24 protein-coding genes are annotated in these 26,977 nt (G+C 71.4%); 14 read left to right on the top strand and 10 right to left on the bottom strand.

The features are described from left to right. The first annotated feature begins 10 nt into the window (after positions 1–10). Together O7553_RS09160 and O7553_RS09155 are read left to right on the top strand one after the other, a co-directional pair. Positions 11–697, top strand: a complete 687-nt coding sequence (locus O7553_RS09160) for a GPP34 family phosphoprotein (protein ID WP_281554386.1) — start codon at positions 11–13, stop codon at positions 695–697. Positions 698–880: 183 nt separating this feature from the next. Continuing rightward, the gene (locus O7553_RS09155) at positions 881–3,277 is read left to right on the top strand and encodes a Tex family protein (RefSeq protein ID WP_281554385.1); all 2,397 of its coding nucleotides are present in this window, start codon (positions 881–883) and stop codon (positions 3,275–3,277) included. A gap of 55 nt (positions 3,278–3,332) precedes the next feature. On the opposite strand, the gene O7553_RS09150 is transcribed toward O7553_RS09155, so the two are convergent. Next, complete coding sequence (locus O7553_RS09150) at positions 3,333–4,451, bottom strand: hypothetical protein (RefSeq protein WP_281554384.1); 1,119 nt, start codon at positions 4,449–4,451, stop codon at positions 3,333–3,335. 201 nt (positions 4,452–4,652) lie between these two features. Here O7553_RS09150 and O7553_RS09145 point away from each other — a divergent pair, with 201 nt between their 5' ends. The 3 genes from O7553_RS09145 to O7553_RS09135 all read left to right on the top strand — a co-directional run bounded on the left by O7553_RS09145 (position 4,653) and on the right by O7553_RS09135 (position 7,406). After that, positions 4,653–5,348, top strand: a complete 696-nt coding sequence (locus O7553_RS09145) for a response regulator transcription factor (RefSeq protein WP_281554383.1) — start codon at positions 4,653–4,655, stop codon at positions 5,346–5,348. Further along, a complete protein-coding gene (locus O7553_RS09140; protein ID WP_281554382.1) occupies positions 5,341–6,777 on the top strand; it encodes a HAMP domain-containing sensor histidine kinase in 1,437 nt (478 codons plus the stop codon). Before O7553_RS09145 ends, O7553_RS09140 begins: the two co-directional genes overlap by 8 nt. An 89-nt stretch (positions 6,778–6,866) precedes the next feature. Further along, positions 6,867–7,406, top strand: a complete 540-nt coding sequence (locus O7553_RS09135; protein WP_281554381.1) for a hypothetical protein — start codon at positions 6,867–6,869, stop codon at positions 7,404–7,406. Positions 7,407–7,567: 161 nt separating this feature from the next. On the opposite strand, the gene O7553_RS09130 is transcribed toward O7553_RS09135, so the two are convergent. Beyond that, complete coding sequence (locus O7553_RS09130; protein ID WP_281554380.1) at positions 7,568–8,233, bottom strand: hypothetical protein; 666 nt, start codon at positions 8,231–8,233, stop codon at positions 7,568–7,570. A 137-nt stretch (positions 8,234–8,370) separates the two neighbouring features. On the opposite strand from O7553_RS09130, the gene O7553_RS09125 reads away from it, so the two are divergent. Further along, positions 8,371–11,328, top strand: a complete 2,958-nt coding sequence (locus tag O7553_RS09125; RefSeq protein ID WP_281554379.1) for a LuxR family transcriptional regulator — start codon at positions 8,371–8,373, stop codon at positions 11,326–11,328. A 336-nt stretch (positions 11,329–11,664) separates the two neighbouring features. Then, positions 11,665–16,275: a S8 family serine peptidase gene (locus O7553_RS09120; protein ID WP_281554378.1), complete on the top strand. Its 4,611-nt coding sequence runs from the start codon at positions 11,665–11,667 to the stop codon at positions 16,273–16,275. Between the two features lie 108 nt (positions 16,276–16,383). On the opposite strand, the gene O7553_RS09115 is transcribed toward O7553_RS09120, so the two are convergent. The 3 genes from O7553_RS09115 to O7553_RS09105 all read right to left on the bottom strand — a co-directional run bounded on the left by O7553_RS09115 (position 16,384) and on the right by O7553_RS09105 (position 17,971). After that, positions 16,384–17,418: a hypothetical protein gene (locus O7553_RS09115; protein WP_281554377.1), complete on the bottom strand. Its 1,035-nt coding sequence runs from the start codon at positions 17,416–17,418 to the stop codon at positions 16,384–16,386. Between the two features lie 119 nt (positions 17,419–17,537). Continuing rightward, a complete protein-coding gene (locus tag O7553_RS09110; protein ID WP_281554376.1) occupies positions 17,538–17,792 on the bottom strand; it encodes a Txe/YoeB family addiction module toxin in 255 nt (84 codons plus the stop codon). Then, a complete protein-coding gene (locus tag O7553_RS09105) occupies positions 17,789–17,971 on the bottom strand; it encodes a type II toxin-antitoxin system Phd/YefM family antitoxin (RefSeq protein ID WP_281554375.1) in 183 nt (60 codons plus the stop codon). Before O7553_RS09105 ends, O7553_RS09110 begins: the two co-directional genes overlap by 4 nt. A gap of 40 nt (positions 17,972–18,011) precedes the next feature. On the opposite strand from O7553_RS09105, the gene O7553_RS09100 reads away from it, so the two are divergent. Together O7553_RS09100 and O7553_RS09095 are read left to right on the top strand one after the other, a co-directional pair. Beyond that, on the top strand, positions 18,012–19,280 hold the full coding sequence (locus tag O7553_RS09100) for an IS4 family transposase (protein ID WP_281554374.1): 1,269 nt from the start codon (positions 18,012–18,014) through the stop codon (positions 19,278–19,280). Further along, the gene (locus O7553_RS09095; protein ID WP_281550650.1) at positions 19,255–19,491 is read left to right on the top strand and encodes a hypothetical protein; all 237 of its coding nucleotides are present in this window, start codon (positions 19,255–19,257) and stop codon (positions 19,489–19,491) included. Before O7553_RS09100 ends, O7553_RS09095 begins: the two co-directional genes overlap by 26 nt. Here the strand turns inward: O7553_RS09095 and O7553_RS30145 are convergent. The 3 genes from O7553_RS30145 to O7553_RS09085 all read right to left on the bottom strand — a co-directional run bounded on the left by O7553_RS30145 (position 19,451) and on the right by O7553_RS09085 (position 21,120). Continuing rightward, positions 19,451–19,606, bottom strand: coding sequence for a type II toxin-antitoxin system Phd/YefM family antitoxin (locus O7553_RS30145; protein WP_348650088.1), 156 nt, complete (start codon positions 19,604–19,606; stop codon positions 19,451–19,453). The genes O7553_RS09095 and O7553_RS30145 overlap by 41 nt on opposite strands. 49 nt (positions 19,607–19,655) lie before the next feature. Next, complete coding sequence (locus O7553_RS09090) at positions 19,656–20,519, bottom strand: phosphotransferase (protein WP_281554373.1); 864 nt, start codon at positions 20,517–20,519, stop codon at positions 19,656–19,658. A gap of 127 nt (positions 20,520–20,646) precedes the next feature. Further along, positions 20,647–21,120, bottom strand: a complete 474-nt coding sequence (locus tag O7553_RS09085; RefSeq protein ID WP_278168465.1) for a hypothetical protein — start codon at positions 21,118–21,120, stop codon at positions 20,647–20,649. A gap of 347 nt (positions 21,121–21,467) precedes the next feature. Here O7553_RS09085 and O7553_RS09080 point away from each other — a divergent pair, with 347 nt between their 5' ends. Then, entirely contained in the window at positions 21,468–22,436 is a 969-nt protein-coding gene (locus O7553_RS09080) for an aldo/keto reductase (RefSeq protein ID WP_281554372.1), read from the top strand. On the opposite strand, the gene O7553_RS09075 is transcribed toward O7553_RS09080, so the two are convergent. Further along, positions 22,421–22,960 (bottom strand): RNA 2'-phosphotransferase, encoded by a 540-nt coding sequence (locus tag O7553_RS09075; protein ID WP_281554371.1) that lies wholly within the window; start codon positions 22,958–22,960, stop codon positions 22,421–22,423. The two genes, O7553_RS09080 and O7553_RS09075, sit on opposite strands and share 16 nt — an antisense overlap. Next, positions 22,957–23,652, bottom strand: a complete 696-nt coding sequence (locus O7553_RS09070; RefSeq protein ID WP_281554370.1) for a hypothetical protein — start codon at positions 23,650–23,652, stop codon at positions 22,957–22,959. Before O7553_RS09070 ends, O7553_RS09075 begins: the two co-directional genes overlap by 4 nt. Before the next feature lie 109 nt (positions 23,653–23,761). Here O7553_RS09070 and O7553_RS09065 point away from each other — a divergent pair, with 109 nt between their 5' ends. Genes O7553_RS09065 through O7553_RS09050 form a run of 4 tightly spaced genes read left to right on the top strand, consistent with a single transcriptional unit; the run spans position 23,762 to position 26,934 of the window. Next, positions 23,762–24,337 (top strand): IS607 family transposase, encoded by a 576-nt coding sequence (locus tag O7553_RS09065; RefSeq protein ID WP_281554369.1) that lies wholly within the window; start codon positions 23,762–23,764, stop codon positions 24,335–24,337. Then, positions 24,334–25,764 (top strand): IS607 family element RNA-guided endonuclease TnpB, encoded by a 1,431-nt coding sequence (gene tnpB, locus O7553_RS09060; protein WP_281554368.1) that lies wholly within the window; start codon positions 24,334–24,336, stop codon positions 25,762–25,764. Before O7553_RS09065 ends, tnpB begins: the two co-directional genes overlap by 4 nt. 18 nt (positions 25,765–25,782) lie before the next feature. Then, the gene (locus tag O7553_RS09055; RefSeq protein ID WP_281554367.1) at positions 25,783–26,529 is read left to right on the top strand and encodes a MerR family transcriptional regulator; all 747 of its coding nucleotides are present in this window, start codon (positions 25,783–25,785) and stop codon (positions 26,527–26,529) included. A gap of 12 nt (positions 26,530–26,541) precedes the next feature. Next, positions 26,542–26,934 (top strand): MmcQ/YjbR family DNA-binding protein, encoded by a 393-nt coding sequence (locus O7553_RS09050; protein WP_278168459.1) that lies wholly within the window; start codon positions 26,542–26,544, stop codon positions 26,932–26,934. The last annotated feature ends 43 nt before the right edge of the window (positions 26,935–26,977 follow it).

The raw sequence follows: 26,977 nt of genomic DNA, 5'->3' as shown, positions 1-26,977 counted from the left end.
GGACGACTCGATGCGCCGTGCTCGAACTCCGACGGAGTTGACGCTGACCGAGGAGTTCTTCCTGGTTGCGCTCGACGACAGCACCGGCCGGCCGATGGTCGGCCGGGATCTGCTCGGTGCCGGGCTCGCCGGCACCGCGATCGCCACGCTGATCCTCGCCGGTCGTGCCGAGGTCCGCGACGGCCTGCTGGTGCCGGTCGACGGGCAGCCGCTCGGTGACCCGGTCGCCGACCCGCTGCTGGCCGAACTGCGGCTGGAACAGCGCCAACCGGTGCCGGACTGGATCGCCCTGATGCGACCAGGGCTGCCCGGGGTGGTCGCCGAGGATCTGGAGACCCTCGGCGTGCTGCGCACCGAACAGGTCCGCCATCCGGTGACCCGCCGCATGACGACCCGGTTCCCGGCGATGGATCCGGTCCGCGCGGTCGGCCCCCGGGTCCGGCTCGGGCACGCCCTCGGCCGGGTCGTCGCGGTGGACGCCCGGACCGCCGCGCTGGCCCAGATCGTCCGTGCCACCGGCACCGAAGGCTGGTTCGTGACTATGTACGGGGCGACGGTGCGTCGACAACTGACGGCTATCGCGAGCCGGCTCGATCCGCAGCTGACGGCGGTGGTCGACGCGATCAACCACCCGGTGCCACGGTCCCGGCTGGCGGTACGGCTGTGGCCGCAGCGGGACACGTCGATCGCCTGGTGACCTGCGCCGCGGACCGGGTCGCGTGGTGGCGCGACACCGACGGTCGATAGCCGGCAGAATGCTTCCCGGACCACCCACCGTGGTCCCCGGCACCGGCCGCACGACGGGTGCCGGGCCACAGGCATCGGGCCGGACGGGAGCACCCCCGCCCGGCAGCCGGGGAGTTGGAGCGGGGCACGCGACGTGACCACAGGGATTGATCAGCGGATCGCCGAAGAACTGGGAGTACGGGCCGGGCAGGTGGCGTCCGCCGTCGAACTGCTCGATGGCGGCGCGACGGTGCCGTTCATCGCCCGGTACCGCAAGGAAGCCACCGGGATGCTCGACGACGCCCAGCTGCGTACCCTCGAGGAGCGGCTGCGCTACCTGCGCGAGCTGGACGAGCGCCGCGACGCGATCCTGGAGTCGATCCGCAGCCAGGGCAAGCTCGACGAGGCGCTGACCGCGCAGATCATGGCGGCCGACTCGAAGGCCCGGCTGGAGGACATCTACCTGCCGTACAAGCCGAAACGGCGGACCAAGGCGCAGATTGCCCGCGAGGCAGGCCTGGAGCCGCTCGCGGATCTGCTGCTCGGCGATCCGGGTCAGGACCCGCGGACCGCGGCCGCCGGCTACGTCGACGCCGACAAGGGTGTGGCCGACGCGGCGGCGGCGCTCGACGGCGCGCGGGCGATCCTCGTGGAACGCTTCGCCGAGGACGCCGACCTGATTGGTGGGCTGCGGGAGCGGATGTGGTCGCGGGGCCGGCTCACCGCCCGGGTACGCGAGGGACGCCAGACCGAGGGGGCCAAGTTCGCCGACTACTTCGACTTCGCCGAACCGTTCACCAAGCTGCCGTCGCACCGGGTGCTGGCCATGTTCCGGGGTGAGAAGGAGCAGGTCCTCGACCTGACCATGGAGCCGGAGGAGGTGCCGGCCGACGCGGTCGCCGGGCCGAGCAGCTACGAGCCGATCATCGCCGGCCGCTTCGGCGTCAGCGACCAGGGTCGGCCCGCGGACAAGTGGCTGGCCGACACGGTCCGCTGGGCGTGGCGTACCCGGATCCTGATCCACCTCGGCGCTGACCTGCGGATGCGGCTGTGGCAGGCGGCCGAGGACGAGGCGGTCCGGGTGTTCGCGGCCAACCTGCGGGACCTGCTGCTGGCCGCGCCGGCCGGCAGCCGGGCCACGATGGGTCTGGACCCGGGCGTACGCACCGGGGTGAAGGTGGCCGTCGTCGACGCCACCGGCAAGGTGGTGGCCACCGAGACGGTATACCCGCACGAGCCGCGCCGGCAGTGGGACGCCTCCATCGACACGCTGGCAAAGTTGGCCGCCGCGCACCGGGTGGACCTGGTGGCGATCGGCAACGGCACCGCGTCGCGGGAGACCGACAAGCTGGTCGCCGACCTGATGGCTCGGCACCCCGAATTGCAGCTGACCAAGGTGATGGTCTCCGAGGCCGGCGCGTCGGTCTACTCGGCTTCGGCGTACGCCTCCCAGGAGCTGCCGGACCTCGACGTGTCGTTGCGGGGCGCGGTCTCCATCGCCCGCCGGCTGCAGGACCCGCTCGCCGAGCTGGTCAAGATCGACCCTCGGTCGATCGGCGTCGGGCAGTACCAGCATGACATCTCCGAGACGAAGCTGTCCCGGTCACTCGACGCGGTGGTCGAGGACTGCGTCAACGGGGTCGGGGTGGACGTGAACACCGCGTCGGCACCGCTGCTGACCCGGGTCTCCGGCATCGGTGCCGGGCTGGCCGAGAACATCGTGCTGCACCGCGACGCGCACGGGCCGTTCCGGTCCCGGGAGGCGCTGCGGACCGTGGCCCGGCTGGGGCCGAAGGCGTTCGAACAGTGTGCCGGCTTCCTGCGCATCCGCGACGGCGACGACCCGCTCGATTCGTCCAGTGTGCACCCGGAAGCCTACCCGGTGGTCCGTCGGATCCTCACCGAGACCGGCAGCGACCTGCGGACGTTGATCGGCGACACGAAGTCGTTGCGCCGGATCAGGCCGGAGAAGTTCGTTGACGCCGTGTTCGGTCTGCCGACGGTCACCGACATCCTCGCCGAGTTGGAGAAGCCGGGCCGCGACCCGCGTCCGGCGTTCCGTACCGCCACCTTCGCCGACGGCGTGGAGACCCTCGCCGACCTGCGGCCCGGCATGGTCCTGGAGGGCGCGGTGACCAATGTGGCCGCGTTCGGCGCGTTCGTGGACGTCGGGGTGCATCAGGACGGTCTGGTGCACGTGTCGGCGATGTCGAAGACCTTCGTCAAGGATCCCCGCGACGTGGCCAAGCCCGGTGACATCGTCCGGGTGAAGGTGCTCGACGTGGACGTCGCCCGCAAACGTATCTCGTTGACGCTGCGGCTGGACGACGAGCCGGGTGCCGGGCGAGCGCCGGGGCAACGAAACGGTGCGGACGGTGGCCGGGGCGGCCCCGGCCGGGGCGGGCAGCCCCGGCAGCAGAGTCGCGACGGCAAGGGCGGCCGCGGTGACCGGGATGGCCGCGGCGGCAGGGACGGTCGGGGCGGGCAGCGCGGCGGGGGCCAGCCCGAGGGTGCGCTCGCCGACGCGCTGCGCCGGGCGGGTCTAGCCTGACCGGTCGGTCTGTACGCGAGGGGTCGGGACGGTTGCCGTCCCGACCCCTCACCGGTCAGGTGCTCGACGAATAGGTGAGGAAGAAGTTGTTCGGTGCCTGCGAACCTCCGGCGTTGAAGCAGATCACGTTGCGAACCAGCGCCGTGTTGGCGGACAGCACCCACGGTGTCTGCAGGTTGCAGTAGTCCGGGCTGGTGCCGAGCGCGGTGACCTGCACGGTGCTCGCCGGGACACCCACCGACGGCAGTGTCACCAGGTACTGCCCGACGCCGGAGACCGCGATGCTGTTGGCCCCACCGGCGGAGTTGAAGTTGGTCGACCCGCCGAAGGGCGAACTCAGCAGGTAGGCGAACCGGGTCGGCGGCACCGAGCCGAAGATCGGCCGCTCCCGGTGGTAGGTCAGGTTGAAGTAGCTGTCGATGAACGACCCGGCTGGGTCGAAGCAGAACACGTACGCCAGGATCGCGCCGCCGCTGGGGGACCACTGGGCGATCTTGCACCGCCGAGGACCGAACGGGTGCTCGGCGGTGGCCTGCAGGTTGCCGTCCAGCAGGGCGGTGCCGAGTCCGTTGAGCTTCACCTCGTAGAAGCCGGTGCCGAGCTGGGTGACCGTGTTGCCGGCACCCATCGAGTTGTAGGACGACAGCATCGCCCCGGCCGGGTTCGCCCTGACGTAGCCGAACGCGTCCGACCCCGGCGGCAGCATCCCGGAGGCGGAGGTGTAGTCGACGACGAACCGGGCGTTGTCCGGTACGCCACCGGGCCGGTAGCACTGCACGATCACCATGTGGTCAGGTCCGGCGGGGGCGTTCGAGACCACCTGGCACCATCGTGGTGCGTTGTCGACCGTGGTGACGTGAACGACACCGTTGGGTGAGGCAGCCAGCGGGAACCGCACCTGGTAGCGCCCGACACCGACCTGGTCGACGGTCGCCCAGAGCGCGGGTGCGGTGGCCTTCCAGCTGCCCCACTGCCGGGTGGTGTCGAGGATGGTGCCGGGTGCCGGGGTCGGCGTGTGCAGGTAGGCGAAACCCCAGCGGTCAGCGACGGCCGCCTGAGCCGGCGCGGCGGCTCCTACCACGGCGGCGGTGGCGGTCAGTAGCCCGGTGGCGAGCAGGGCGATGCCACGGCGGACCAAGCCGCGGCCGTTGTCGGATCCAGTGCGGACAGACACCGGTCCACCTCCATTCACAAGGAGCGATATCTAGCCAACCTAATGAACACACCACGTGCCCGTACAGTTATTGACCGTGATCTGATTTGATGCGGCATCCGGTCCGGCTCACAATCCGGGAATCACCCGCCAGCAGCGACTTTTACCTGATCCGTACCGGAAACTGATGCGGTCGTTTACCGGTCACGTCAAGATGGGCGGGTGACCGCAGCACCGCAACCAGACCGGGGACTGGTGCTCGTCGTCGAGGACGAACAGCCGATCGCCGACCTGATCCGGCTCTACCTCACCCGCGACGGGTTCGGCGTACACGTGTGCGCCGACGGTGACAGCGGGCTGGCCGCCGCCCGACGGCTGCGCCCGGTGCTGGCCGTGCTGGACATCGCGCTGCCCGGCATCACCGGCACCGAGATCTGCCAGCGGCTGCGCGCCGACGACGACTGGACCCCGGTCATCTTCCTCACCGCCCGCGACGACGAGATCGACCGGGTCGTCGGCCTCGAGCTGGGCGCCGACGACTACGTCACCAAACCGTTCAGCCCTCGCGAACTGGTCGCCCGGGTGCGGGCCATCCGCCGCCGCAGCCTCGGCCCGCCCGGCGGTCGACCGGTCCGTACCGTCGGTGGCGTCACCCTCGATCCGGCCCGGCGCACCGTCACCGCCGACTCCCACCCGGTCGTCCTCACCTCCACCGAGTTCGACCTGCTGGACCACCTGATGCGACGGCCCGGACGGGTCTACACCCGGGAGGAGCTGCTCTCCGCCGTCTGGGGTTACGCCGCCCAAGCCGGCACCCGCACCGTCGACGTGCACGTCGCCCAGGTCCGGGCCAAGCTCGGCACCGCCGCCACCGTGATCCGCACGGTACGCGGCGTCGGCTACACCGCCGATGGTTGAGCCGGAACAGACCTGGCAGCGGTCCGGCTGGCGCCAGCTCACCGGCACAATCACCGCCCGTACCGTCGGGGTCGCCTGCGCGGTCGCCCTACTGTCGGTGCTGGTCACCGCAGCGGTCGCCATCCCGCTCGGGGTCCGGGGCACGGAACGCGGCGCCCGCGCCTCGCTGGCCGCCAAGGCCGACCTGGTCGCGGCGGCCGTCACCGACGCCCCGACCGGCACGCGGACGGCTCTCGCCGGCCGGCTGACCGGCGAACTCACCGACCAGGGCATCGAAGTGCTGCTCGTCCGGCCAGGCGAGACGGTGCCTCGGCAGCTGCCCGGCCAGGTGGTCCGCCGGCTCGCCACCGGTGCGCCGGTGACCAGCCGCCGGCCGGCCCGCGTCGACGGCCAGCCGACCCTGATCGAAGGACGGCCCACCGGCGACGGCACGGCGGTGGTGCTGCTCCAGCCGGTACGACCAGGAGTCGGCCGGCTGGTCTGGAGCAACCTGTGGCTGGCGTTGGCCGCCGGGCTCACCGCCGGCCTGATCGCCGGGGTGCTGCTCGCCGCCCGGCTGTCCCGGCCGATCCGGGCCGCCGCACACGCGGCGCAGCGGCTGCGCGCTGGGGACCGCACCATCCGGGTACCGCTGGATCCGCCCGTCGAGGCCGAGCAGTTGGCCCGCGCGCTCAACGACCTCGCCGCCGCGCTCGCCGTCAGCGAGGCACGGCAACGGGACTTCCTGCTGTCCATCTCGCACGAGCTGCGCACCCCGCTGACCACCCTGCGCGGGTACGCCGAGGCGATCGCCGACGGGGTGGTGGACCCCGACGGAGCCGTGCGTACCGGGCAGATCATGCTCGGTGAGGCGCAGCGGCTGGACCGCCTGGTCGGCGACCTGCTGGCGCTGGCCCGGCTGGAGGCCTCCGACTTCGCCCTGGAACTGGTCGACGTCGACCTCGGCGCGCTGCTCACCGACGCCGTCGATGCCTGGCGGCCCCGGTTCACCGGCAACGGGGTGACGGTCGACCTGACCCCACCGGCCGCGCCGGTGACCGTCCACACCGACCCGGGGCGGCTCCGGCAGGTCGTCGACATCCTGCTGGACAACGCGCTGCGGGTGGTGCCGGCCGGCGGCACCGTGCGGCTCGGCGTACCGCCGGAACCGGCGACCGGGCAGGCTGGATCCGCCGCCGGGCAGCCGGACTTCGTCGCGGTGCAGGTGCACGACGACGGCCCGGGGTTCACCGACGACGACCTCGCGGTGATCTTCGAACGCGGTGCGCTGCACCGCCGCTACCGGGGCGGACGGTCGGTCGGCACCGGGATCGGGCTGGCCCTGGCCGCCGGGCTGGCCCACCGTCTGGGCGGGCGGATCAGAGCCGGCCACTCCCCCGGCGGCGGTGCCGTGTTCACCGTACGGTTGCCGCGCAGGACGGCCCGGTAGCTCGGCTGCCTCCGTCGGACCGACGGCGCCTTACCTGATCCGAACATCGACCTGACGGTGGCTTCGTGTCGGTGGCCGATGCTGACCACATGAGAAGTTCAGTTGGCACGAAGGCATTCACCGGTGCTGCGGCGGGGGCGGTCGCGATCCTGGCCCTCACCGGCTGCGGGTCCGGCGGCTCCCACACCGCTGCGGATCCACTCCCGGTCGCCGCGGTCGACACCGTCGACTACAGCGACTTCGGTCTCTCCAGCGACGACCGGCCCGGCTGGTGGGACGGCCGCCGTGGCCCGTGGGGGCGACCCGGCCCACGCGTCGGCTGGCTACGCGGCCTCGGGGCGGGCGGTGCCGGTCTGCACGGCGAGATGACCGTACAGACCGACGGCGGGCCGCGCACGCTCGTCGTGCAGCGCGGCACGGTCGACTCCATCGACGGCAGCACGATCAGCGTCGAGTCGGCGGACGGCTTCGTCCTCGACTGGACCTGCGCCGACGAGTGCCGGGTGATCGACGACGGCGACGAGGTCAAGCTGTCCAGTCTCGACGTCGATGCCGAGGTCGGCGTCCGCGGACTCCGTGACGGCGAGGAACTGCTCGCCCGGATCGTGCTGCGACCCGAGACGGACTGACCCGCACGTCGCAGTGACCTGTAGTGACCCGTAGTGACCCGCACCGCCGGGCACGCGGCCCGCGCGGTGGACTCCGGTCCCACGACAGCCGCGTGGGCCGCGGTCGATCCGGGCGTCGAGTGCCTTGCCGCGCCGGTCCGGCACCCGGATCGCCGACCCTCCTACAGCGTGATCTGCCAATTCTGCTGCAGGAACTGACGCAGCGCCGCGACGCCCGGTTCCACCGCCGCCCGATACGCTCCGGACCTCGCTTCCAGAACGTTCCGAATTTCCTCGTCGTCCAGCACATCTACGCCATTGGTCAGACTCGTGACCTCGTACAGGTAGACGTTTCCGTTTTCGGTCTTACCGTGCAGGACATGCCCGTGCTCGTGCCAGATCACCGCTGAACGGTAGGCCATGGTACCGTCGAAGACCGCTTCCTGGATCACCAGCGTGTCGAGCGCGACGGTGCCGATGATCCCGTCCCAGGCCACATCGTCCTCGACGTACTTGCGGACCTCCGGTGCGGCCATCTGCTTCTTCACCCAGTTCACCTGGATCGCCGACTTCAGACAGATGGCCGGGTTCTCGGCCGTGCCGACGGACATCGACTGCGGAACGACGACGACGTTCACGCCGTCGGCGACCTGCGCCAAAATGGCGCTTGCCTGCTGCAGCATGGCATCGCTGATCATGTGCCGTACTCCTGTCTCGACGGATGTGGAGATTGCGGTCAGCCCACGGCGATCACTCACCCGTCGCATGTCGGAGAGGGCGCGCTGAGCAAACAGACCGGACAGACTCGAATAGCGGTCGCCCGAATGCCGGGAGAACTTCGAATCCATTTCGACACTAGTCGGGCGACACCCGTGGCCACCAGACTCAGTACGGTCCGGATCACGACAAGGCGGGGACGCGAGGACCGGTGGATGCGACGGCGACGGCCTGCCAACTGCCCCGAACTGCGGGATACGCTCCGACGATGCGGGTGAGCGGGCACGCTGCGGCGGCGGGCACAGCGGTGCCGATAGCGGCGCCACGGCTGGTGGGACGGTCCGGTGAGGTGGCGGCGGTGGCCACGGCGCTCACCCGTCCCCCGGCGGTGGTCCTGCTGGAGGGTGAGGCGGGGATCGGCAAGAGCCGCCTGGTCCGGGAGACGTCGACCACTGAGACCGGTCCACGCCCCGGCACTCTGCTGGCGGTCTGCCCACCGCTACGCGAATCGCTCACCCTCGCGCCCATCGTGGACGCGCTGCGCGATGTCCGGCCACGGCTGACCGGGATACGGCTGAGCGCGTTGGCCGGGGCGCTGCGCCCACTCCTGCCGGAATGGTCGGCCGAGCTGCCGCCGCCACTGGACCCGGTGGACGACGCAACCGCCGCCCGGCACCGGCTGTTCCGGGCATTGGACGAGCTGATCCGCGCGCTCGACATCGACCTGCTCGTCGTCGAGGACGCGCACTGGGCCGACGAGGTCACCCAGGAGTTCCTGGTGTTCCTCGCCGCCCGCGCGGCACCTGGCGGGCCGAGCCTGCTGGTCACCTACCGCCCCGAGGAGGTCGACGACCACTCGCTGCTGCTGCGGCTGTCCCGGCCGGCGTCCGGAGGCGGCGCCCGGCTGCGGATCACCCTGGCGCCGCTGGACGTCGCCGACACGGCGGCGATGGTCTCGTCGATGCTGGACGGCAATCCCATGTCGACTGAGTTCGCCACCTTCCTGCACCAGCGCACCAGCGGCGTGCCGCTGATGGTCGAGGAGTCGGTACGCCTGCTGTGTGACCGGGCCGACGTGGTGTTCCGGGACGGACGCTGGGTGCGGTTGAGCCTGAGTGAGCTGCAGGTGCCGGCGTCGGTACGGGACTCGACCCGGGAACGGGTCGGGCGGCTGACCCAGGCCGCACAGCGGGTGCTGCGCGCCGCCGCCGTCCTCGGCGAACCCGCCGACGAGGCCACCCTGGCGGCCACCGCCGGCCTGCTGACCCGGGCCTGCCGGGCCGGACTGGCCGAGGCGGCCACCGCCGGCCTGCTGGACAGCGACGAACGTGACCACCCCGGCGGCGGCCGGTGGCGGTTCCGGCACGTCCTCGCCGCCACCGCCGTCTACGAGGCCATCGCGCACCCCGAACGGCGTACGCTGCATCTGCTGGCCGGACAGGCGGTCGAGGGTCTGAATCCGCCGCCGGTCGCCCAGCTGGCCCGACACTTCCGCGAGGCCGGTGACGTGGCGCGCTGGGCCCGGTACGCAGAGGCCGCCGCCGATCGGATGATCGCCTCCGGCGACCACACCACCGCCGCAGTCACCCTCGACGAGCTGCTGACCGTGGCGGAACTGGCGGCACCGGACCGGGCCCGGATCGCCCGTACCGCCGCCGTCGCCGCGCTCGGCCGCCGCGAACCGGTCGACGACGTCTACCACCGGGTGGTCGCCACCCTCCGGGCCGTACTGGAGTCGACCGAGCTGACCGCACGGCAGCAGGCCGACATCCGCAACCCGCTGGGCCGGCTGCTGATCATCGGCGGTGAGGCACAGGCCGCGCTCACCGAACTCGGCCGGGCGGTGGAGCACCTGGCCGACCCGGTGGAGGCGGCCCGTGCGATGACCTACCTCGGCTGGGCGTACGCCGGCCCGTGGCCGGCCGCCACCCATCTGCGGTGGCTGCACCGGGCCGCCGAGCTGATCCCGCGGATCCCGTCCGCCGCCGACCGGATGTCGCTGGCCGGCAACCGGGCGGCGGCGCTGCTGATGCTCGGCGAGCCGCAGGCCTGGGAGGTGGTGGCCGGGCTGCCGACCGATGGCGCGGCGCCGGCCGAACGACGTGACATCGCCCGGATCCACGCCAACGTCGGCACCGGGGCGCTGATCTGGGGCCGGTACGCCGACGCCGGGCGGCACCTGTCGGTGGCGCTGGCTCTCGCCGACGCCGAGGGTCTGGTCCGGCTGCGCTACAACGTCCTGGTCGAGCAGGCCAACCTGGACTGGTTCACCGGCCGGTGGGACGGCCTGGCCGACCGGGCCGCCCAACTGGCCGAGGCGGACCGGGACCGGCCGGGCGTCTATCTGGGGAGTCTGCGGCTGGCCGGCCGGCTGGCCGCGGCTACCGGTCAGCTACGCCACGCCGAGCAGCAGTTCCAGGTGGTGCTGGACGAGGCGGCCCGGCGCGGCGCGGTCGACGACACGGTGGAGCCGGCCGCCATGCTGGCCCGGCTGTGGCTCGACGACGGACAGGCCGATCGGGCGGTGCGGGTCACCGATGGTCCGATCGGGGCGGTCGCCGCCAAGCGGGTCTGGGTGTGGGCCACCGACATCGCCCCGGCGCGGGTGGCGGCGCTGCTCGCCGCCGGCCGGCCGGACGAGGCGGCCGAACTCGTGCGTCGATTCGCCGGCGGGCTACGCGGGAGGGCCGCGCCGGGCCCGGCGGCCGCGCTGGCGGTGTGCCGGGCCGCGCTGGCCGACGCAGCCGGTGACCATGACCGGGCGGCGGCCGGCTTCGACCGGGCCGCCCGCGCGTGGGCGGCGCTGCCGCGCCCGTACGACGCCCTACTCGCCCGGGAGCGGCAGGCCCTGGCGTTGCTGGCCGCCGAGCGGGCCGAGCCGGGACGGGCTCTGCTGGTCGAGGTGTACGACGGTCTGGCCGACCTCGGCGCGCGCGGTGCCGCCGACCGGGTGGCGCGACGGCTGCGCGAACACGGCGGGGAGGTGCCGCGCCGGTGGCGGGGCGGCCGCAAAGGGTACGGCGACCGGCTGTCCCCGCGCGAGCTGGACGTGGTCCGGTTGGTGGTGGCCGGGCACACCAACCGGGAGATCGGCCGGATCCTCGCCAAGTCGTCGGCCACAGTGGATCAGCAGCTGCGATCGGCGATGCGCAAGCTGCGGGTGTCCAGCCGTACCGCGCTGGCGGTCGCCGCCGTGGAGGCCGGCGTCCTCACGGCGGACGACTGAAACGGCCCGGCAACCCGGTTGAAACCGGATCGGGCACATCGACCGCGACCGGTCGATTCTTTGACGTATCTGCTGGATAGCTAACGATCCGCCGGCTCAGCAGCATGACTTGCATGCACGAGCCACCAGGGCGGTCAACGGATGAACCCGCGCCCGAATCCGACCCCGAATCCGAGCGACCCGTACCCGGCGGACCCGAGGCGGGCGCGGACGCGGCACCCGACGGTGGCACCGGTACCTGCGCGACCTGCAGCGCGGAACGCCGTGACCCGTACCAACCCCTGTGAGGGCACGGCGTGCCCACCCGCGTGGCCGATCCCACGGAAGGAACCCCCAATGAGACCCATCGCACGAGCGTTGTCGCTGGTGCTGCTGGCCGGTGTGGCGTTGGCCGCACCGAATCCGGCGGCGGCGGCACCCCGGCCCGGCCCGGATCCGGGCGGTGACCCGGCGCGCGGCGTCGCCGACAAGATCCAGCCCGAGCTGGAGCGGTCGCTGCAGTCCGACGGCGCCACCGACCTGTGGATCCGGTTCGCCGAACGGGCCGACCTGGCGCAGGCACGGCAGATCGACGACTGGACGGCGCGCGGCGAGGCGGTCGCCGAGGCGCTGCGAACCACCGCCGCCACCAGCCAGACCAGTGTCCGACACCTGCTCGACACCGAGGGCGTTACCTACCAGGCATTCTGGGCCAGCAACGCGATCTACGTACTGGACGGCTCGTCGATGCTGGCCCAGGAGCTGGCGGCCCGGCCCGACGTCGAAGGCCTCTACCAGCCGGTCGAGTACCAGCTGATCGAGCCGACCCCGGACGAGCCGGTCCGCGACGACGCCGACGGTGCGGGCGTGCGTGGCACCCAGGCCGAGGACGTCGAGTGGGGCATCGCCAACATCAACGCCGACGACGTGTGGGAGCAGTTCGGCACCAGGGGCGCCGGCATCACCGTCGCCAATCTGGACACCGGTGTCCAGTTCGACCACCCGGCGCTGGTCGCCCAGTACCGGGGCAACCTGGGCGACGGCACGTACGACCACAACTACAACTGGTTCGACGCGGACAGCAGGTGCGGCGCGGCCCCGTGCGACCGGGGCTCGCACGGCACCCACACGATGGGCACGATGGTCGGCGACGGCGGCACCGGCAACCGGATCGGCGTCGCGCCCGATGCGAACTGGATCGCGGCGAACGGCTGCTGCCCGACCGACGCGGCGCTGGTCGCCTCCGGCCAGTGGCTGCTGGCACCGACCGACCTCGACGGGCAGAACCCTGACGCCGGCAAACGTCCACACATCATCAACAACTCGTGGGGCAGTACGCAGCCCTCGCTGGACCCCTTCATGGAGGACGTGTCGCTGGCCTGGGACGCCGCCGGCATCCTCGGCATCTGGTCCAACGGCAACAGCGGCGCGCAGGGCTGCCAGTCCAGTGGGTCGCCCGGTAGCCGCTCCGTGAACTACTCGGTCGGCGCGTACGACGTCGACAACGAGATCGCCTACTTCTCCGGCCGCGGTCCGGGCCAGGACGGCGAGTTCAAGCCGAACATCTCCGCACCCGGGGTCGCGGTCCGCTCGTCCGGACCAGGCGACAGCTACTACAGCGAGAACGGGACCTCGATGGCCGCCCCGCACGTCGCCGGCACGGCGGCACTGCTGTGGTCCGCAGCCCCAGCACTGATCGGTGACACCGACGCGACCCGGGAGCTGTTCGACCGTACCGCGATCGACACCGCCGACCCGCAGTGCGGCGGCACCGGAGCGGACAACAACGTGTACGGCGAAGGCCGCCTCGACGCGCTGGCGCTGCTGGAAGCGGCTCCGGTCGGCGACACCGGGACCCTGTCCGGTGTGGTCACCGACGCGGCGACCGGCGCGCCGGTCGAGGGCGCGACGGTGACCATCGGCGGCGAGACGGTCCGGGAGCGGGTCACCGCGGCGGACGGCTCCTACTCGGTCCGGTTGACCGTCGGGACCTACCCGGTGACGGTCACCGCGTTCGGCTACGCCGAACGGAGCACCGAGGTGACCGTCACCCTGGGCGGGACGACGATCGAGGACGTCTCGCTGACCGCGCTGCCGACGATGGCACTGAGCGGGCTGGTCCGGGACGGTTCCGGGCACGGCTGGCCGCTGTACGCCAAGGTCAGCGTGGCCGGCACCGAGGTCAGCACCTTCACCAACCCGTTCAACGGCCGGTACCGGCTGGTCCTGCCGACCCACGCGACGTACACCCTGGTGGTGGAGCCGCAGTACGACGGCTACGGCACCGTCGAGCAGCCGGTGCAGGTGCACGGCGGCAACCGAACCATGGACGTGGCCGCGCCGGTGCAGCGGTGCGCGTCCGCGCCCGGCTACGCCTTCTCCGCCGGGATCGGGATCCTCGGCGACGAAGCCGGAAAGATCGGCACCTTCCTCGACGACCAGGGCGTCCCGACCACCGAGGTCGGCTGGGACACCGACGTGTCCGGCTACGACGCGATCATCGTCAACCGGCCCAGCAACCCCGGCGAGGAGACGTTCCTGCGGTTCCTGGCCGACACCGACGCGGCCGGCGTGGGTGTGCTGTTCCTGGACACCTGGTCCAACGTGGGCGGTAACGGCATCTACATGCTCAGCCAGTACACCGGTAACCCGGGGGCCCGCAGCAGCGGCATCGTCTACGATACCGAGGGTGACCTGTCGTACCAGGTGATGCAGGAACACCCGGTGGTGGAAGGGTTCCCGCTCGGCGGGCGGATCGCCTTCGACGAGACGGACAACTACTCCAAGTACTACGGCTTCTTCGACGCGTACGGCGGCGAGGGGCGGATGGTGATCGCCAACGCCGTCACCTCGGAGGTCGGTACCGTCGGAGTCGGCATCGGGGTGCAGCAGCGGACGAACAACCGGCACGTGCTGCTGTCGATGCACGCGGCCAGCTACAACACCGGGCCGCAGACCTGGCACGACGACAGCGCCCGGGTCTTCAGCAACGCGGTGGACTGGATCGCCGAGACCGAGTTCGAGTGTGTGAAGGTCGAAGGCGGGCTGGCCGTCGGCTTCGTCCGGGACGCCAACACCGGCACCGGGCTGGCCGACGCCGAGGTGACGCCGGTGGACGGCTCCGTCGGCACCCGTACCGTCGCGACGCCGCAGGACCCGGACCTCGACGACGGCTTCTACGCCCTGTTCTCCCCCGCCGGCCGGCACCGGATCACCGCTTCGGTGAACCAGTACGCGGAGCTGGCCCGATGGGCAGAGGTCACCGAGGACTGGGTCACCCGGCACAACTACAAGCTGGCGGCCGGACGACTGACGGTGACCGGCTCGCCGGTCGAGGCGACGGTGCCGCTCGGCGGAGCGACGACCGCCGAGGTCACGGTCACCAACACCGGCGGCGCGCCCGCCGAGGTGGAGCTGAGCGAACGAGCCGGTGAGTTCGAGATCCAGCGTGCCGACGGTTCGCGGGCGGCGTCGCGCCAGATCGCGGCGGCCGCCGGGGCACCGACCCGCCGGATTCCGCTGGACGCGCCGATCGAGCAGCTCGCCGGGGCCGCGTCGGCGACGGTGTTCGGACCGGGTGCCGCACCGGCGGCGACCCCTGCGGCTGAGCCGTGGCTCAGCCTGCCGGGGCTGCCCCGGACGGTGATGGACAACAGCGCGGTCACCGTCGACGGCAAGTTGTACTCGTTCGGCGGGTCCAGCGGATTGTCGTCGCTGGCGCAGGTGTACGTCTACGACCCGGTCACCCAGGCCTGGTCCCGGCTCGACGACATGCCGCACGGTGCCCGCAGCCAGGCCGCCGAAGGCGTCATCGGCGACAAGGTCTACCTGGTCAGCGGGTGGAGCACGTTGAACACCGACACGCTGATCTTCGACCCGGCCACCGGCGGGTGGAGCACGGGTGCCGACGTGCCGGCCGCGTCGGCCGCCGCCGGATCGGCGGTGCTCGACGGCGAGTTGTACGTGGTCGGCGGCTGCACCACGACCAGCTGCGCCCCGTACAGCGACCAGGTGTTCCGCTACGACCCCCGGGCCGACGCCTGGGACACCGTCGCGAGCTACCCGGTGCCGATCGCCTGGCAGTCCTGCGGCGCGGTCAGCGGCGGGATCGTCTGTGCCGGTGGACTGTCCGACAGCCAGCCGGTGACCGCCAGCTATTCCTACGACCCGGCCAGCGACTCCTGGACGCAGGTGGCGGACCTGCCGGTGAACCTGTGGGGTTCGGCGTACCACACCGCCGACAACCAGCTGCTGATCTCCGGTGGCGGCACCGGCACCCAGGCGATCACCAACGAGGGGTACGCCTACGACCCGGCGACCGACGCGTGGTCGCCCCTGCCGACGGCGAACAGCCCCAGCTTCCGGCCGGGCAGCGCCTGCGGGCTCTACCGGGTCGGCGGATCGGCGATCTCCGGATTCCAACCGACCAGCACAGTGGAACTGCTGCCCGGCTTCGACCAGTGCGGGTCGATGACGGACACCGAATGGTTGACGGTGGACCCGGGCACCGCCACGATCGCCCCCGGCGAAAGCCTCACGGTGACGCTGACCCTGACCGCCGAGGTGGCCCAGCCGGGCACCTACACCACCGGCGTCACCGTCTTCGAGGACACGCCGTACGCGGTGGACACGGTGCCGGTGACGATGACCGTCACCCCGCCGGACACCTGGGGCAAGATCACCGGTACGGTCTCCGCCGTGGGCTGTGACGGCGACCTGACCCCGATCACCGGGGCGACGGTGCAGCTGAGCACGTGGACGATGGAGCTGCCGTTGACCACCGACGCCGACGGCGGCTACGCCCACTGGCTCGACCACCGGCACAACCCGGTCACGATGATCGTGGCAAAGGACGGCTACATGCCGCAGACCCGCCAGACCCAGGTCACCGCCGGTGACGTACGGGTCGAGGACTGGGCACTGCGCCAGGTGTGCGGCCGATCGGCGGGAGCGCTGGAGACCAGCTGACCCGTGACCCGGCTCGCCGGTAGATGACCCGTCGACGGTGAGCCGCCCCGAGCGTACGCCCCGAGGTGACCCCTCGGGGCGTACGCCATTGTCGGCCGACTAAACGGCTCACCGGCTCACCGGCTTCCTGCTCGCGGGCCGGCGGCGGACCAGTGCGGGCAGCCACGGCAGCACCGCCACGAGGGACAACAGCGCCAGCAGCGGCAGCCGCCACGTCCAGGAGACACCGGCCGGCGGCGGATCAACGGCGGCGGCGACCCACGGCCGCGCGGACTTCGACCAGGCGAGGAACGCGTCACCGATCGGCATCAGCCCGAACGCGTACCGCCGGGTGTTCGGGGTGTCGACCGGTAGGCCGGCGAAATCGCCGTAGCTGGCCAGCGCGGCGGCCAACGCCGCGTCGCCGTGCACCTGGGCCGCGCCGAGGGTGACCACGGTGGCCGACAGGCTCACCCCCAGCGGCAGCGGCCCCGAGTCGACGTCGGCCGGGCCGCTGGTGCCGGCCCGGTACTCCAGCACCGCCGGGCCGAGCCGCAGCGGCGCGGCCACGAACCCGTCCCGGAAGGTCAGGTACTGCTCGCGGGCGAACGCCGGGTCGATCTCCGGCCGGAACCGGTGGATCAGGCTCTGTGAGGTGCCGCGGGCCACCTCGGCCGGTGCCCCGGTCACCGGGTCGACGCGGTGCGGCAGCAGGCCGGTGGCCGGGTCGAGACGCTGCCGTACGCCGGCCAGCCACCGCGCCACCGTACCGTCGAAGCGGCCCGGCAGCAGACTGTCGTGCAGCCGCAGCGACGCCACCGCCACCGTGGAGTCCACCGGCCAGGCCTGCCCGTGGTACGCCGGCAGGTACGGCGACCCGGTCGTGTCCAGGGTGGTGTCGAAGGTCGCGCCGAGGTCCGCCGCGGCCTCGGTGAACCGGGCCAGCTCGCCCCGGTCCCGACCGCCCGGCGGTTGCAGGCTGAGTACGCCGCCGCGCAGCCAGTTCGTCCAGCCCTGGTAGAACACGCCGTACGCCGGGGTGAGATCGGCGGGAAACGGCGCCCGGCCGGCGGGTGACTCCAGTCTGGTCAACGCCCACCGGGCCTCGGCCAGCGCCTCGGGTCGCGCACCGGCTGGAGAGGACTGGGCGATGGACAATGGCAAACGGATCCGCGACCTCCTGGACAACGGTGACCGATCGCACAGCCGCGGCGATGTCGACGCCGCCATCCGTGCCTACCTGGGCCGACCACCTCCCCGGCTGACGCCGGGACTGGAGGAGGTCAACGCTCGTAGTGGTACCGGCAGGCGACGATCTCGACGTCCTCCTTGGTGATCCGGTACACGAGTCGGTGTTCGCGATCGATCCGGCGGGACCAGAATCCGGACAGCTCGCCACGAAGGGGCTCCGACTTGCCGATGCCCTCGTAACCGTTACGCATCACGTCGGCGATGAGGTCGTTGATGCGTTTGATCAACTTTCGATCCGTATGGCTGAGGTACTGGGCCCATGCTGTCGCGGTGAAAACCAGTCTCACGCAACGTCCCGTCCGGCGGTTGGATCGACGAGCTGCTGCTCCTGCGCGTCGCCGTTTTCCAGCTCTGCGATCGATCGCCGCAGGGCTGCGGCGTTGCTCGGGTTACGGAGCAGGTACTCGGTCTCCTTCATCGACTCGTACTCGGCGAGCGGCACGATGACGACCGGCTCATGACCCAATGCCGTTAACTTAGTGTGGGGCGGTCTATGATCTCTGCTCGTGGCGAGGGCTGGTCAGGTCAAGGCGGGGTCGCGGGTTCGGTTGCCGGATCTGGTGGGGGTCGGGGTGTTGACGGCGGCGTTCCCGCCGGAGTCGGTGGATCTGGCGATCGAGGAGTGGGATGCGCGGGAGCAGCGGCATCGGCTGCTGCCGGCTCGGTTGATGGCGTACTACGTGATGGCGTGCGTGTTGTTTCTCGACAGCGCGTACGTGGAGGTGTGGAACAAGCTGCTGGGTGGGCTGTCGTGGGCCCGGCGGTACCGGATGCGGCGGCAGGTGGGGATGCAGCCGTCGGCGGCGGCGCTGGCCAAGGCCAGGGTGCGGTTGGGGCCGGAGGCGATGCAGGGGGTGTTGGCGACCTCGATGCGGCCGATGGTGACCGACGCGGCCGCGGCGCCGTGGGCGTACTTCCATGGGTTGCGGAAGCTGGCCGCCGACGGGTTCACCATGAACGTGGCTCGGACGCCGGAGAACGCGGCGCGTTTCGGGATGCCCTCGAACTCGGCCGGACCGGTGGGGTATCCGCAGGTCCGGGTGGTGGCGCTGGCCGAGGTCGGTACCCGCTGCCTGCAAGGCGCCGCCGTGGGCGTGCTGGCCACCGGGGAGCAGAACCTGGCCCGCACGTTGTGGCCACGGCTGGGAACCGGGGACGTGGTCGTGGCCGACCGTAACTTCCTGTCGTACGAGGACCTGACCGCGATCGTGGCCACCAACGCGCACGCGGTACTGCGAGTCAAGGCGGGGGTGGACCTGCCGGTGCTGCAGGTCCTGGCCGACGGCTCGTATGTGTCGAGGATCGCCGACCCGCAACAGGCACGACGGCTGCGCCGCCGCAAGACGAAGGTACCCCCTGAGCAGATCCCCGGCATCAGCGTCCGGGTGATCGGGTACACGGTGGAATCCGAGCCGGACGAGCACGGCAACCGTGAGGTCAGCGAACTGTTCTGCCTGGTGACCACCCTGCTCGACCCGGACGCCTACCCCCTGCGGGATTTCCCCGAGCTCTACCACGAGCGGTGGACCCTGGAGACCGCGATCGGTGACGTGGAGACCCGGCTGCGCGGCGGCGCCGAGGTCGTCCCGCGGTCCGGGCGCCCGGACCTGGTCTACCAGGAGGTCTACGCATTGCTCTGCGTCTACCAGGCCATCCGCGCGCTGATCGTCGCCGGTGCCGAACACGCCGACCTGGACCCCGACCGCATATCGTTCACCCGCACCGTGCAGGCAGCCGCGCGTCACGTCAGTGACGACGCGGCCTTTTCCCCCTGACGACCTGGCCGATCTGGTCGCCGACGTCATCTACGAGATCACCGACGAACGCAACCTCCTACCGGCCACGCCCCGCATCCGCAGCTTCGCCCGCCAACAACGCCAACCCGGACGCCGCTACCCCCGCCAGACAGACGACTACAAGAAACCCCTACCACCCCGCACCAAGATCAGGTTGTGGGTCCTGACCAGGCCAGACACGTTAAGTTGACGGTATTGGGCTCATGACCCGACCGGGTCACCACGACCTCCTCGGCGTCGTTGACGACGCTGTCGAGCTCGGCAGCCAGATTCTGCCTCAGCTGGGTGAAGTTCACCGTCCGCATGATCACCTCCGCACAGGTACAGAAAATTGTACCTGAAGCGGCGTTTTGCTCATGCCCGACGGTCGGGTCGGTCGCCCGTCGCGTCGGCGATCATGCGGTGGCCCTGGGCTTCGAACCGCTCGTCGCCCACCCGGTAGGCCCACGCGGCGGTGCCGATCGCCTCCCGGACCTGGGTGCGGTGCCATGCGTCGGCCGTACGCGGATCGGGGCCGTAGCCGTCGAGGAACGCCGCTTCGAGGCCCGGCGTACGGCGGAAGTCGTTGACGGCCAGCCGGGCGAGGTCGGTGTACGCGGGACGCAGCGCCGCGCGGCCGAAGTCGATCACACTGACCACGCCACCGTCGACGAGCCAGTTGCGCGGATGCCAGTCGCCGTGGGTGGGCACCAGGGTCGCCGACGGCGTCGGCCAGCTGGCGATCTCGGCGCGCAACCGCCGTACCGTGTCGTCGTCGATCCGGTGCGGGCTGGCAAGCCAGGACAGCGACTTGTCGTTCTCCCGCCGCTCGTGGTCATCGTCGGTGACGGCAATCTGGGCGTGCAGCATCGCCAGCAGTTCGCCGGCCTGCCGGTGGACGTCCGGGTCGTCGGCGTGCCCGCTGCCGAGCGCCAGCTCACCCGGCAGGAACCGGGTGACCAGCAGCTTCGCCTCGGCACTGCCGTACGCCAACGCCGGAGCGCGGCCGATCCTGGTCCACGGGCGCAGCCAGTGCCGGTGGGCGTGCAGTTCGCGGGCGAGGTGATGGTCACGGTCGCCGCCGGCCTTGACGATGAACCGCGACCCGGCATGCGTCACCTCCAGGACGGTGGTCGCCACCAGGCCCCAGCTGTGGTCCCGCTCGACGCTCACGCCGGGCAGCCAGCGGTCCAACAACGACCGCTGCTGCCCGGTGAGTGTGCCGAGCGCCGGGTCCACAGCCCCGGATCCTACGGGCGGGCGCGCTGATCTACGGACAGGCGGCCACGTCGACGGCGATGGGCTGACGACTGTCCAAGTGCGTTGCGCGTATGTCGCACCCGAGCCTGCCGAATGCCGAGGCTTGTCAGTTCGTGCAGAGAGCGCTGACCGTGACGTTGTAGACGTGCCAGGATCCGTCCGGCGCGGTGAACACATTGCTGGCATTCGTCGCCCAGTTCGCGCAGGCCACGCCGACGGCGAGAATGTCGGCGCGGGCAGCCTGGGCCCCGTTCTGGATCGCGCTGGTCGAGGTGGCACCGCTGCCCTGCCGGGTAGCCGAGCGGGCAACGGTGTACGACGGTGGCGGCGGGGCCGGTACGCAGTAGCCGGTGGCTGTCGCCTCGTAAACGTACGCCGAGCCGTCGGGCGCGGTGTAGAGGTGTCGCGGCGTAGAGACCGTGACATTGCTGCAGGTCTCGCCGAGGTTTGCGGCGAGCGAGGTGAGCGCCGCGCGGGCGTTGTTCGCCGCGTTCTGCTGGCCGGCGGCCGGGCTCGGCCCCCATCCGGTGGATGTCGCCGACCGCCACGTGGCAGCCTGCGCTGCTGTCGCCGGGAGCACGAAGAGCCCCACGGTGACAGCCAGAGCGACAACCGTCAGCCGACGGAGCGACCGGCTGATCGGTCCACCCATTCGCCTGTCGAATCCATTCATGCGTTTGCCCCTTTCTGACCGTTAATCATTGCTTTGTTTCGATGTCTACGACGCCATCTCTGTGATACTAGTCAATGTCTGGGAAATCTCGAACAGACGGAGATGACTCGTCTCGGCCAACCCTCCCGGCAACCTGGCCGACGGCTGGCACACCGATCACCTCGTAGGTGACCGAGCCGGTCCACGGTTGACCTCGAGCGCGCTCCAGGTGCAATCCTGAGTCGCAACAGGATCATCGGAAGGAGCACATGACGATGGAACAGCGACCTCTCGGCAGCGTCGGACCGGTCAGCGTCCTCACCCTCGGTGGGGGCGGGCTGGGCCAGGTGTGGGGCGTCACCGACCGGGACGAGGCGGTGGCGACCGTACGGGAGGGGGTCGACGCCGGCATCGACCTGCTCGACGTCGCTCCCGGCTACGGCGACGGCGAAGCGGAACGGGTGGTCGGCGCGGCCTTCGACGGCAACCTGCCGGCCGGCGTACGGGTCGTCACCAAATGCGGGCTGGGCAACCCGGCCGCCGGTGACGTCGCGGCCCTGCTGGAGAAGTCCCTCGACGACAGCCTGCAGCGGATGCGACTGTCGTTCGTTGACGCGCTACTGCTGCACAATCCGATCGTGGCACAGGCCGCCCCGGGCACCACCGGGGTCACCTCCGCCGATCTGTTCACCGAAGCCGTCCGGCCGGCGTTCGAGGACCTGGTCCGGCGCGGCCGGATCGGCGCCTGGGGGATCACCGCCGTCGAGGAGCCGGACGTGATCATCCGGGTGCTCGGCGATCAGCCGTCCCCGGCGGTCGCCCAGTGTGTGACGAACCTGCTGGACTCCCCCGGCGATCTCCTGATGCCCGGCAGCGGGGGCTCCCGGCCACGCGACATCCTGACGGCCGCCGGCCGGCACGGCGTCGGAGTGATGGGCATCCGGGCGGTTGCGGCCGGCGCGTTCACCGACGCCGTCGACCGGGACCTGCCGCCGGAGCATCCGACCATGGTCGACTTTCGGCGGGCCGCGCCGCTGCGCGAGCTGGCCGGCGAGCTGGGTGAGTCGGCCGCCTCGCTGGCCCACCGGTACACGCTGTCGATGCCCGGCGTCGACACCGTTGTCCTCGGCGTGAAGAACCGCACTGAGCTGCGCGAATGCCTGGCCGCGGCGTCCGCCGGTGTGCTGCCGGCCGACCTGATGGCGACCATCGGGGCCCGCGTCGGTGCTCAGATATCCAAGTAGCGGGGCGGCACCGCGTCGGTCAGCCACACCCCGTTGGCGCTGCGATAGAAGAGGTGACCGTCTCGGGCCATCGCCGCCGCGTCGACGGTGAGGATTACGACGCCACCGGCCCGCCGGGCACCGACCCGGCGGGCCGTGTCGGTGTCCGCCGACAGGTGTACGTGATGGCGTCGGGCCCGGTGCAGCCCGGTGGCCCGGATCGAGTCGAGCGCGGCGGCGGTGGTGCCGTGGTAGAGCCGTTGCGGCGGAGGCAGCGCGACCAGCCCCAGGTCGATCGGGACCGAGTGTCCCTGGTTCGCCCGGATCTGCTCGGTGCCGTCGGGGTCGCGGCGCAGCGCGAACCGTTGTTTGCCGTCCCGCTCGACGACGGTGTCCAACTCCAGCCGGGTGATCCGCAGCGCGTCGAGCAGGTCCGTCACCGGAATCCAGCCGGCCGGGTCCAGTTCGAGCGCGAACCGGTCGGGCGCGTGGCGCAGCGCCAGTGACATCCGTTTGCTCATTCTGACCAATACCTTGTCGTTCACACCGGCATTGTCGCCGTACGGCGCACCCGCCCGCATCGACATTGCCGCCAGCCGAGCACGCCCCACCAGAGCATCACCGGTAGATGCAGGGCATAGCCGAGCTGTTCCGCAGCTGCCGACGGGCCGTCGGTCCCGGTGGTCCAGGGCAGGACCACGCCGGCGGCACCGGACACTGCGACGGCCACCCCGGCACAGCGCAGCCCGGTCGGCAACGCGATGCCGGACGCGGCCGCCACGGTCGCAGCCACCCAGAGCAGCCCGGCCAGGTTGACCGTCCACTTCGCGGTGAGCAGCAGCCCTTCCGCCACCGCCACGGCAGCCGGTTGGTTGGGGTCGGCGGCGAGCTGGGTGACCGCCAGGTTTCCGGCGTCGTGCAGCAGCCCGGCCAGGCCGGCGCCGGTCAGCAGTCCGCCGGCCAGCACGGACAGGTGTGCGCGGGGACGGTCGGGACGCGCGGCCAGCACCAGACCGGCGGCGAGCAGGGCGAGCCAGCCGATCACGTCGAGGGCCAACTCGATCAGGTGCAGCTCGACCCGGGCGTGCACCGCCGTCAGCACGGCGGCCGGGTCGGCCGGGTTCAGGGTCAACCCGGATGGCACGGCGATGCCGACACCGGCGAGCATGGCAAGCAACGACCCCAGCAGCAGTACGCCCGTCAGCCGGGCGGCGGAATCGCGTTCAACGGCACTCATGGCGGCACGCTAGAACCCTGCCGCAGGGGCAGAGTCAACACTGGGGGGTTCACAACTGTTCACTCTTTCGTGATCAAATATGTGAATCTGTGAGTGTTAGTATCGTCTGGTGAAGCTTGCCGAGTGGGCGCGCCGTAACGATGTGCACCCGCAGACCGCGTACCGCTGGTTCCGTGAGGGGACCATGCCGGTGCCCGCTCGGCGTCTTCCGTCCGGCACGATCATGGTGGAGGTGACCGGCGACGCCCGGCAGGGTCAGGTCGCCGTCTACGCCCGGGTGTCGTCGGTCGATCAGCGGGCCGACCTGGACCGGCAGGTCGCTCGGGCGACAACCTGGGCCACCGAGCGGGACATGGCCGTCGCTCGGGTGGTGACCGAGGTCGGGTCCGCGTTGAACGGGCGGCGCAAGAAGTTCCTCGGGCTGCTGCGCGACCCGGCCGTGTCGACGATCGTGGTCGAGCACCGGGATCGGTTCGCGCGGTTCGGTGCCGAGTACATTGAGGCGGCGCTGGCCGCGCAGGGCCGCCAGTTGGTGGTGGTCGATCCGGCCGAGGTGGACGACGACCTCGTGCGGGACGTCACGGAGATCCTCACCAGTTTCTGCGCCCGGCTGTACGGCCGCCGCGCGGCGGCGAACCGGGCCAGCCGTGCCGTGGCCGCCGCCACCGCCGAGGACGGGTCGTGAAGCGGTACGAGCCGCCGGCTGGCTGGACCGTGCAGGCGTACCGGTTCGCCCTCGAACCGAGTGACGCACAGGTTGCCGGTCTGCGCCGGAACACCGGCGCGGCCCGGTTCGTGTACAACCACATGCTGCGGCGGGTAAGCGCGGTGAAGGCACAGCGCGCCGCCGAGGCCAGCTACGGAGTGGCCGAGGCGGACCTGACGCCGTGGCAGGGCTGGTCCCTGCCGGACCTGCGACGCACCTGGAACGAGATCAAGCAGTGGGTGGCGCCGTGGTGGGCGGAGTGTTCCAAGGAGGCGTTCAACACCGGCCTGGCGAACCTGTCCGCGGCGCTGGGCAACTGGCACGCGTCACGCACCGGCACCCGCAAGGGCCGCCGGGTGGGCTGGCCCCGTGCCAAGAAGAAACACGGCCGTAGGTCGGCCCGGTTCACCACGGGCGCGATCCGGGTCGACCCCGGCCACCGGCACGTGGTGCTGCCCCGCCTGGGTCGCGTCCGCACCCACGAGTCGACCCGCAAACTGGCCCGCCGGGTACGGGCGGGCACCGCGACGATCCTGTCCGCCACGGTCACCGAGACCGCCGGCAGGTGGTTCTGCTCGTTCCAGGTCGCGGTCGGACGCACGGTCGGACGGCGGCCGGCGCACGCGCCGAAAGCCGGCCGGGTCGTCGGCGTGGACGCCGGGATCCAACACCTGGCGGTGCTGTCCACCGGTGAGATGGTGCCGAACCCGGCGCCGTTCAAGGCCGCGTCGCGCAAACTCGGCAAGGCCCAACGCCGGGCCGCCCGGCGGATCGGCCCCTACGACCCGCGGACCAGACGCGAACGGACCGCGTCCAACCGGTGGCGGCGGGCACAGGACGCGGTGGCTCGACTGCACGCCACGGTCTCGGCCGTCCGCGCCGACTCGTGGCACCACCTCACCACCCGCCTGGCGCAGCGGTTCACCACGGTCGTGGTCGAGGACCTCCACGTGGCCGGGATGGTCCGCAACCGCAGGCTGGCCCGGTCCCTGACCGACGCCGCCCCGGCGACGCTGCGACGGCACCTCGGCTACAAGACCGGCTGGTACGGCAGCACGTTGTGCGTCGCCGACCGGTGGTACCCCAGCTCCAAGACGTGCTCCGCCTGCGAGACGGTGAAACCCAAGCTGTCGTTGGCCGAACGCGTGTTCCACTGCACCGCGTGCGGACTGTCCCTGGACCGGGACGTCAACGCGGCACGAAATCTTGCCGCACTCGTACGGCACGTCGACCTGGAGTTGCCGGGCGACGTAAAAACAGGACGTGGAGCCTACGTAAGACCCGTAAGGCCTGCATCCGCAGGCGGGGCGGCGGGCCGTGAAGCGTCAAGACCGGTTCATCCGGTCAACGTCGCCCGGCAACGGACGACTGCCAATCATGAGTCACGTTTACTCACTGAAAGGTAACGGCAGGAGGACACCAGCGTGTGGCGGATCGGTGAGCTGGCGCGCATGGTCGGGGTGTCTGAGCGCACCCTGCGGCACTACGACAAGGTCGGGCTGCTGCCGCCGGCCACGACGGACCAGCTCACCGGCTACCGGTGGTACGGCGCGGCCGAACTGACCCGGTTGGAACGCATCCGTGGCCTACAACGCCTCGGCCTGCCGCTGCGCCGGATCGCCGACCTGCTGGACGCCCCCGACGCCCAGCTGCGGCAGGCCCTGGTCGAGACCGTGACGGCGCTGCGCGACGATATCGCCGCCCGTATGGCGACGGTGGCCGCCGCCGAGGACCACCTCGCCGGTACGGCGTCGGTGCTGCCGCAGGTCGCCCGGGTCGGTGCCCGCCGGCTGCGGGTGCAGCACGTACGGGTGGCCGATCCCACCGAGTTGGCGGCGGTGTGTCCGCAACCGCCGACGGTGCTGCTGACCTGGCTTCGTGGCTGGCCTGCTGAGCCGGGTTTCCGGGCGGCGGTGGCGACCGAGGGTCCTGGCGAGCGGCTCGACCTGCCCGCCCGTACCGTCGTCCGGGCCGTCGTGCCGCCGACGACCGGCGTGGTCCGCGCCGGACTCGACCTGTTCGCCTGGCTGCCCCGCCACCACTTCACGGTCGCCGGTCCCACGACGGAGGATCACCTGGTCGACGGTGACGGTGCCGCTGTCACCCTCCTGGAGATCCCGGTCGTGGCTGCCCTGGCCGGCGAACGGAGCCGAAGTGTCAGCCGGGTGTGATTACCTACCGCTATGCCGCACCCGATCATGTTCGACGACGCCGACCCGCTGCTCGCCGAGGTACGCCGGCTCGCGCTGGCCTTCCCCGACGCCGCCGAGAAGATCTCGCATGGGCATCCGGCGTTCTACACCACCAAGGTGTTCGCCTACTACGGCGGCTCGGTGAAGGTCGAGGGCGTCTACCAGCAGCATGATCACTCCGTACTGGTGCTGGTGGACCCGGACGAGCGGGCGGCGCTGCTGGCCGAGCCGCGCTGTTACGCCCCGGCGTACCTGGCCAGCTCCGGCTGGGTGGGGGTGGATCTGGCCGACGACACCGACTGGGCGGAGATCGGCGAGCTGCTCGACGCCAGCTACCGGCGGACCGCCGGGCCTCGCCGGGTGGCCCGGCTCGACGCCCGGTAGGTCGACGCATCAACAGGTCGACAGAACCCCATCCGACGGCACG

Origin of the sequence: Solwaraspora sp. WMMA2059 (genome assembly GCF_027497315.1) — a bacterium.
GTDB lineage: Bacteria > Actinomycetota > Actinomycetes > Mycobacteriales > Micromonosporaceae > Micromonospora_E.
The sequence above is the reverse complement of the archived record's forward strand: the minus strand, read 5'-3'. Positions and strand labels throughout refer to the sequence as shown.

What these genes read in the sequence shown, in the direction of transcription:
- O7553_RS09160 (WP_281554386.1), top strand. Translation starts at nt 11, where the DNA reads ATGCGCCGTGCTCGAACTCCGACGGAGTTGACGCTGACCGAGGAGTTC.
- O7553_RS09140 (WP_281554382.1), top strand. Translation starts at nt 5,341, where the DNA reads ATGGTTGAGCCGGAACAGACCTGGCAGCGGTCCGGCTGGCGCCAGCTC.
- O7553_RS09135 (WP_281554381.1), top strand. Translation starts at nt 6,867, where the DNA reads ATGAGAAGTTCAGTTGGCACGAAGGCATTCACCGGTGCTGCGGCGGGG.
- O7553_RS09130 (WP_281554380.1), bottom strand. Translation starts at nt 8,233, where the DNA reads ATGGATTCGAAGTTCTCCCGGCATTCGGGCGACCGCTATTCGAGTCTG.
- O7553_RS09125 (WP_281554379.1), top strand. Translation starts at nt 8,371, where the DNA reads ATGCGGGTGAGCGGGCACGCTGCGGCGGCGGGCACAGCGGTGCCGATA.
- O7553_RS09120 (WP_281554378.1), top strand. Translation starts at nt 11,665, where the DNA reads ATGAGACCCATCGCACGAGCGTTGTCGCTGGTGCTGCTGGCCGGTGTG.
- O7553_RS30145 (WP_348650088.1), bottom strand. Translation starts at nt 19,606, where the DNA reads ATGCGGACGGTGAACTTCACCCAGCTGAGGCAGAATCTGGCTGCCGAG.
- O7553_RS09080 (WP_281554372.1), top strand. Translation starts at nt 21,468, where the DNA reads ATGGAACAGCGACCTCTCGGCAGCGTCGGACCGGTCAGCGTCCTCACC.
- O7553_RS09070 (WP_281554370.1), bottom strand. Translation starts at nt 23,652, where the DNA reads ATGAGTGCCGTTGAACGCGATTCCGCCGCCCGGCTGACGGGCGTACTG.
- O7553_RS09050 (WP_278168459.1), top strand. Translation starts at nt 26,542, where the DNA reads ATGCCGCACCCGATCATGTTCGACGACGCCGACCCGCTGCTCGCCGAG.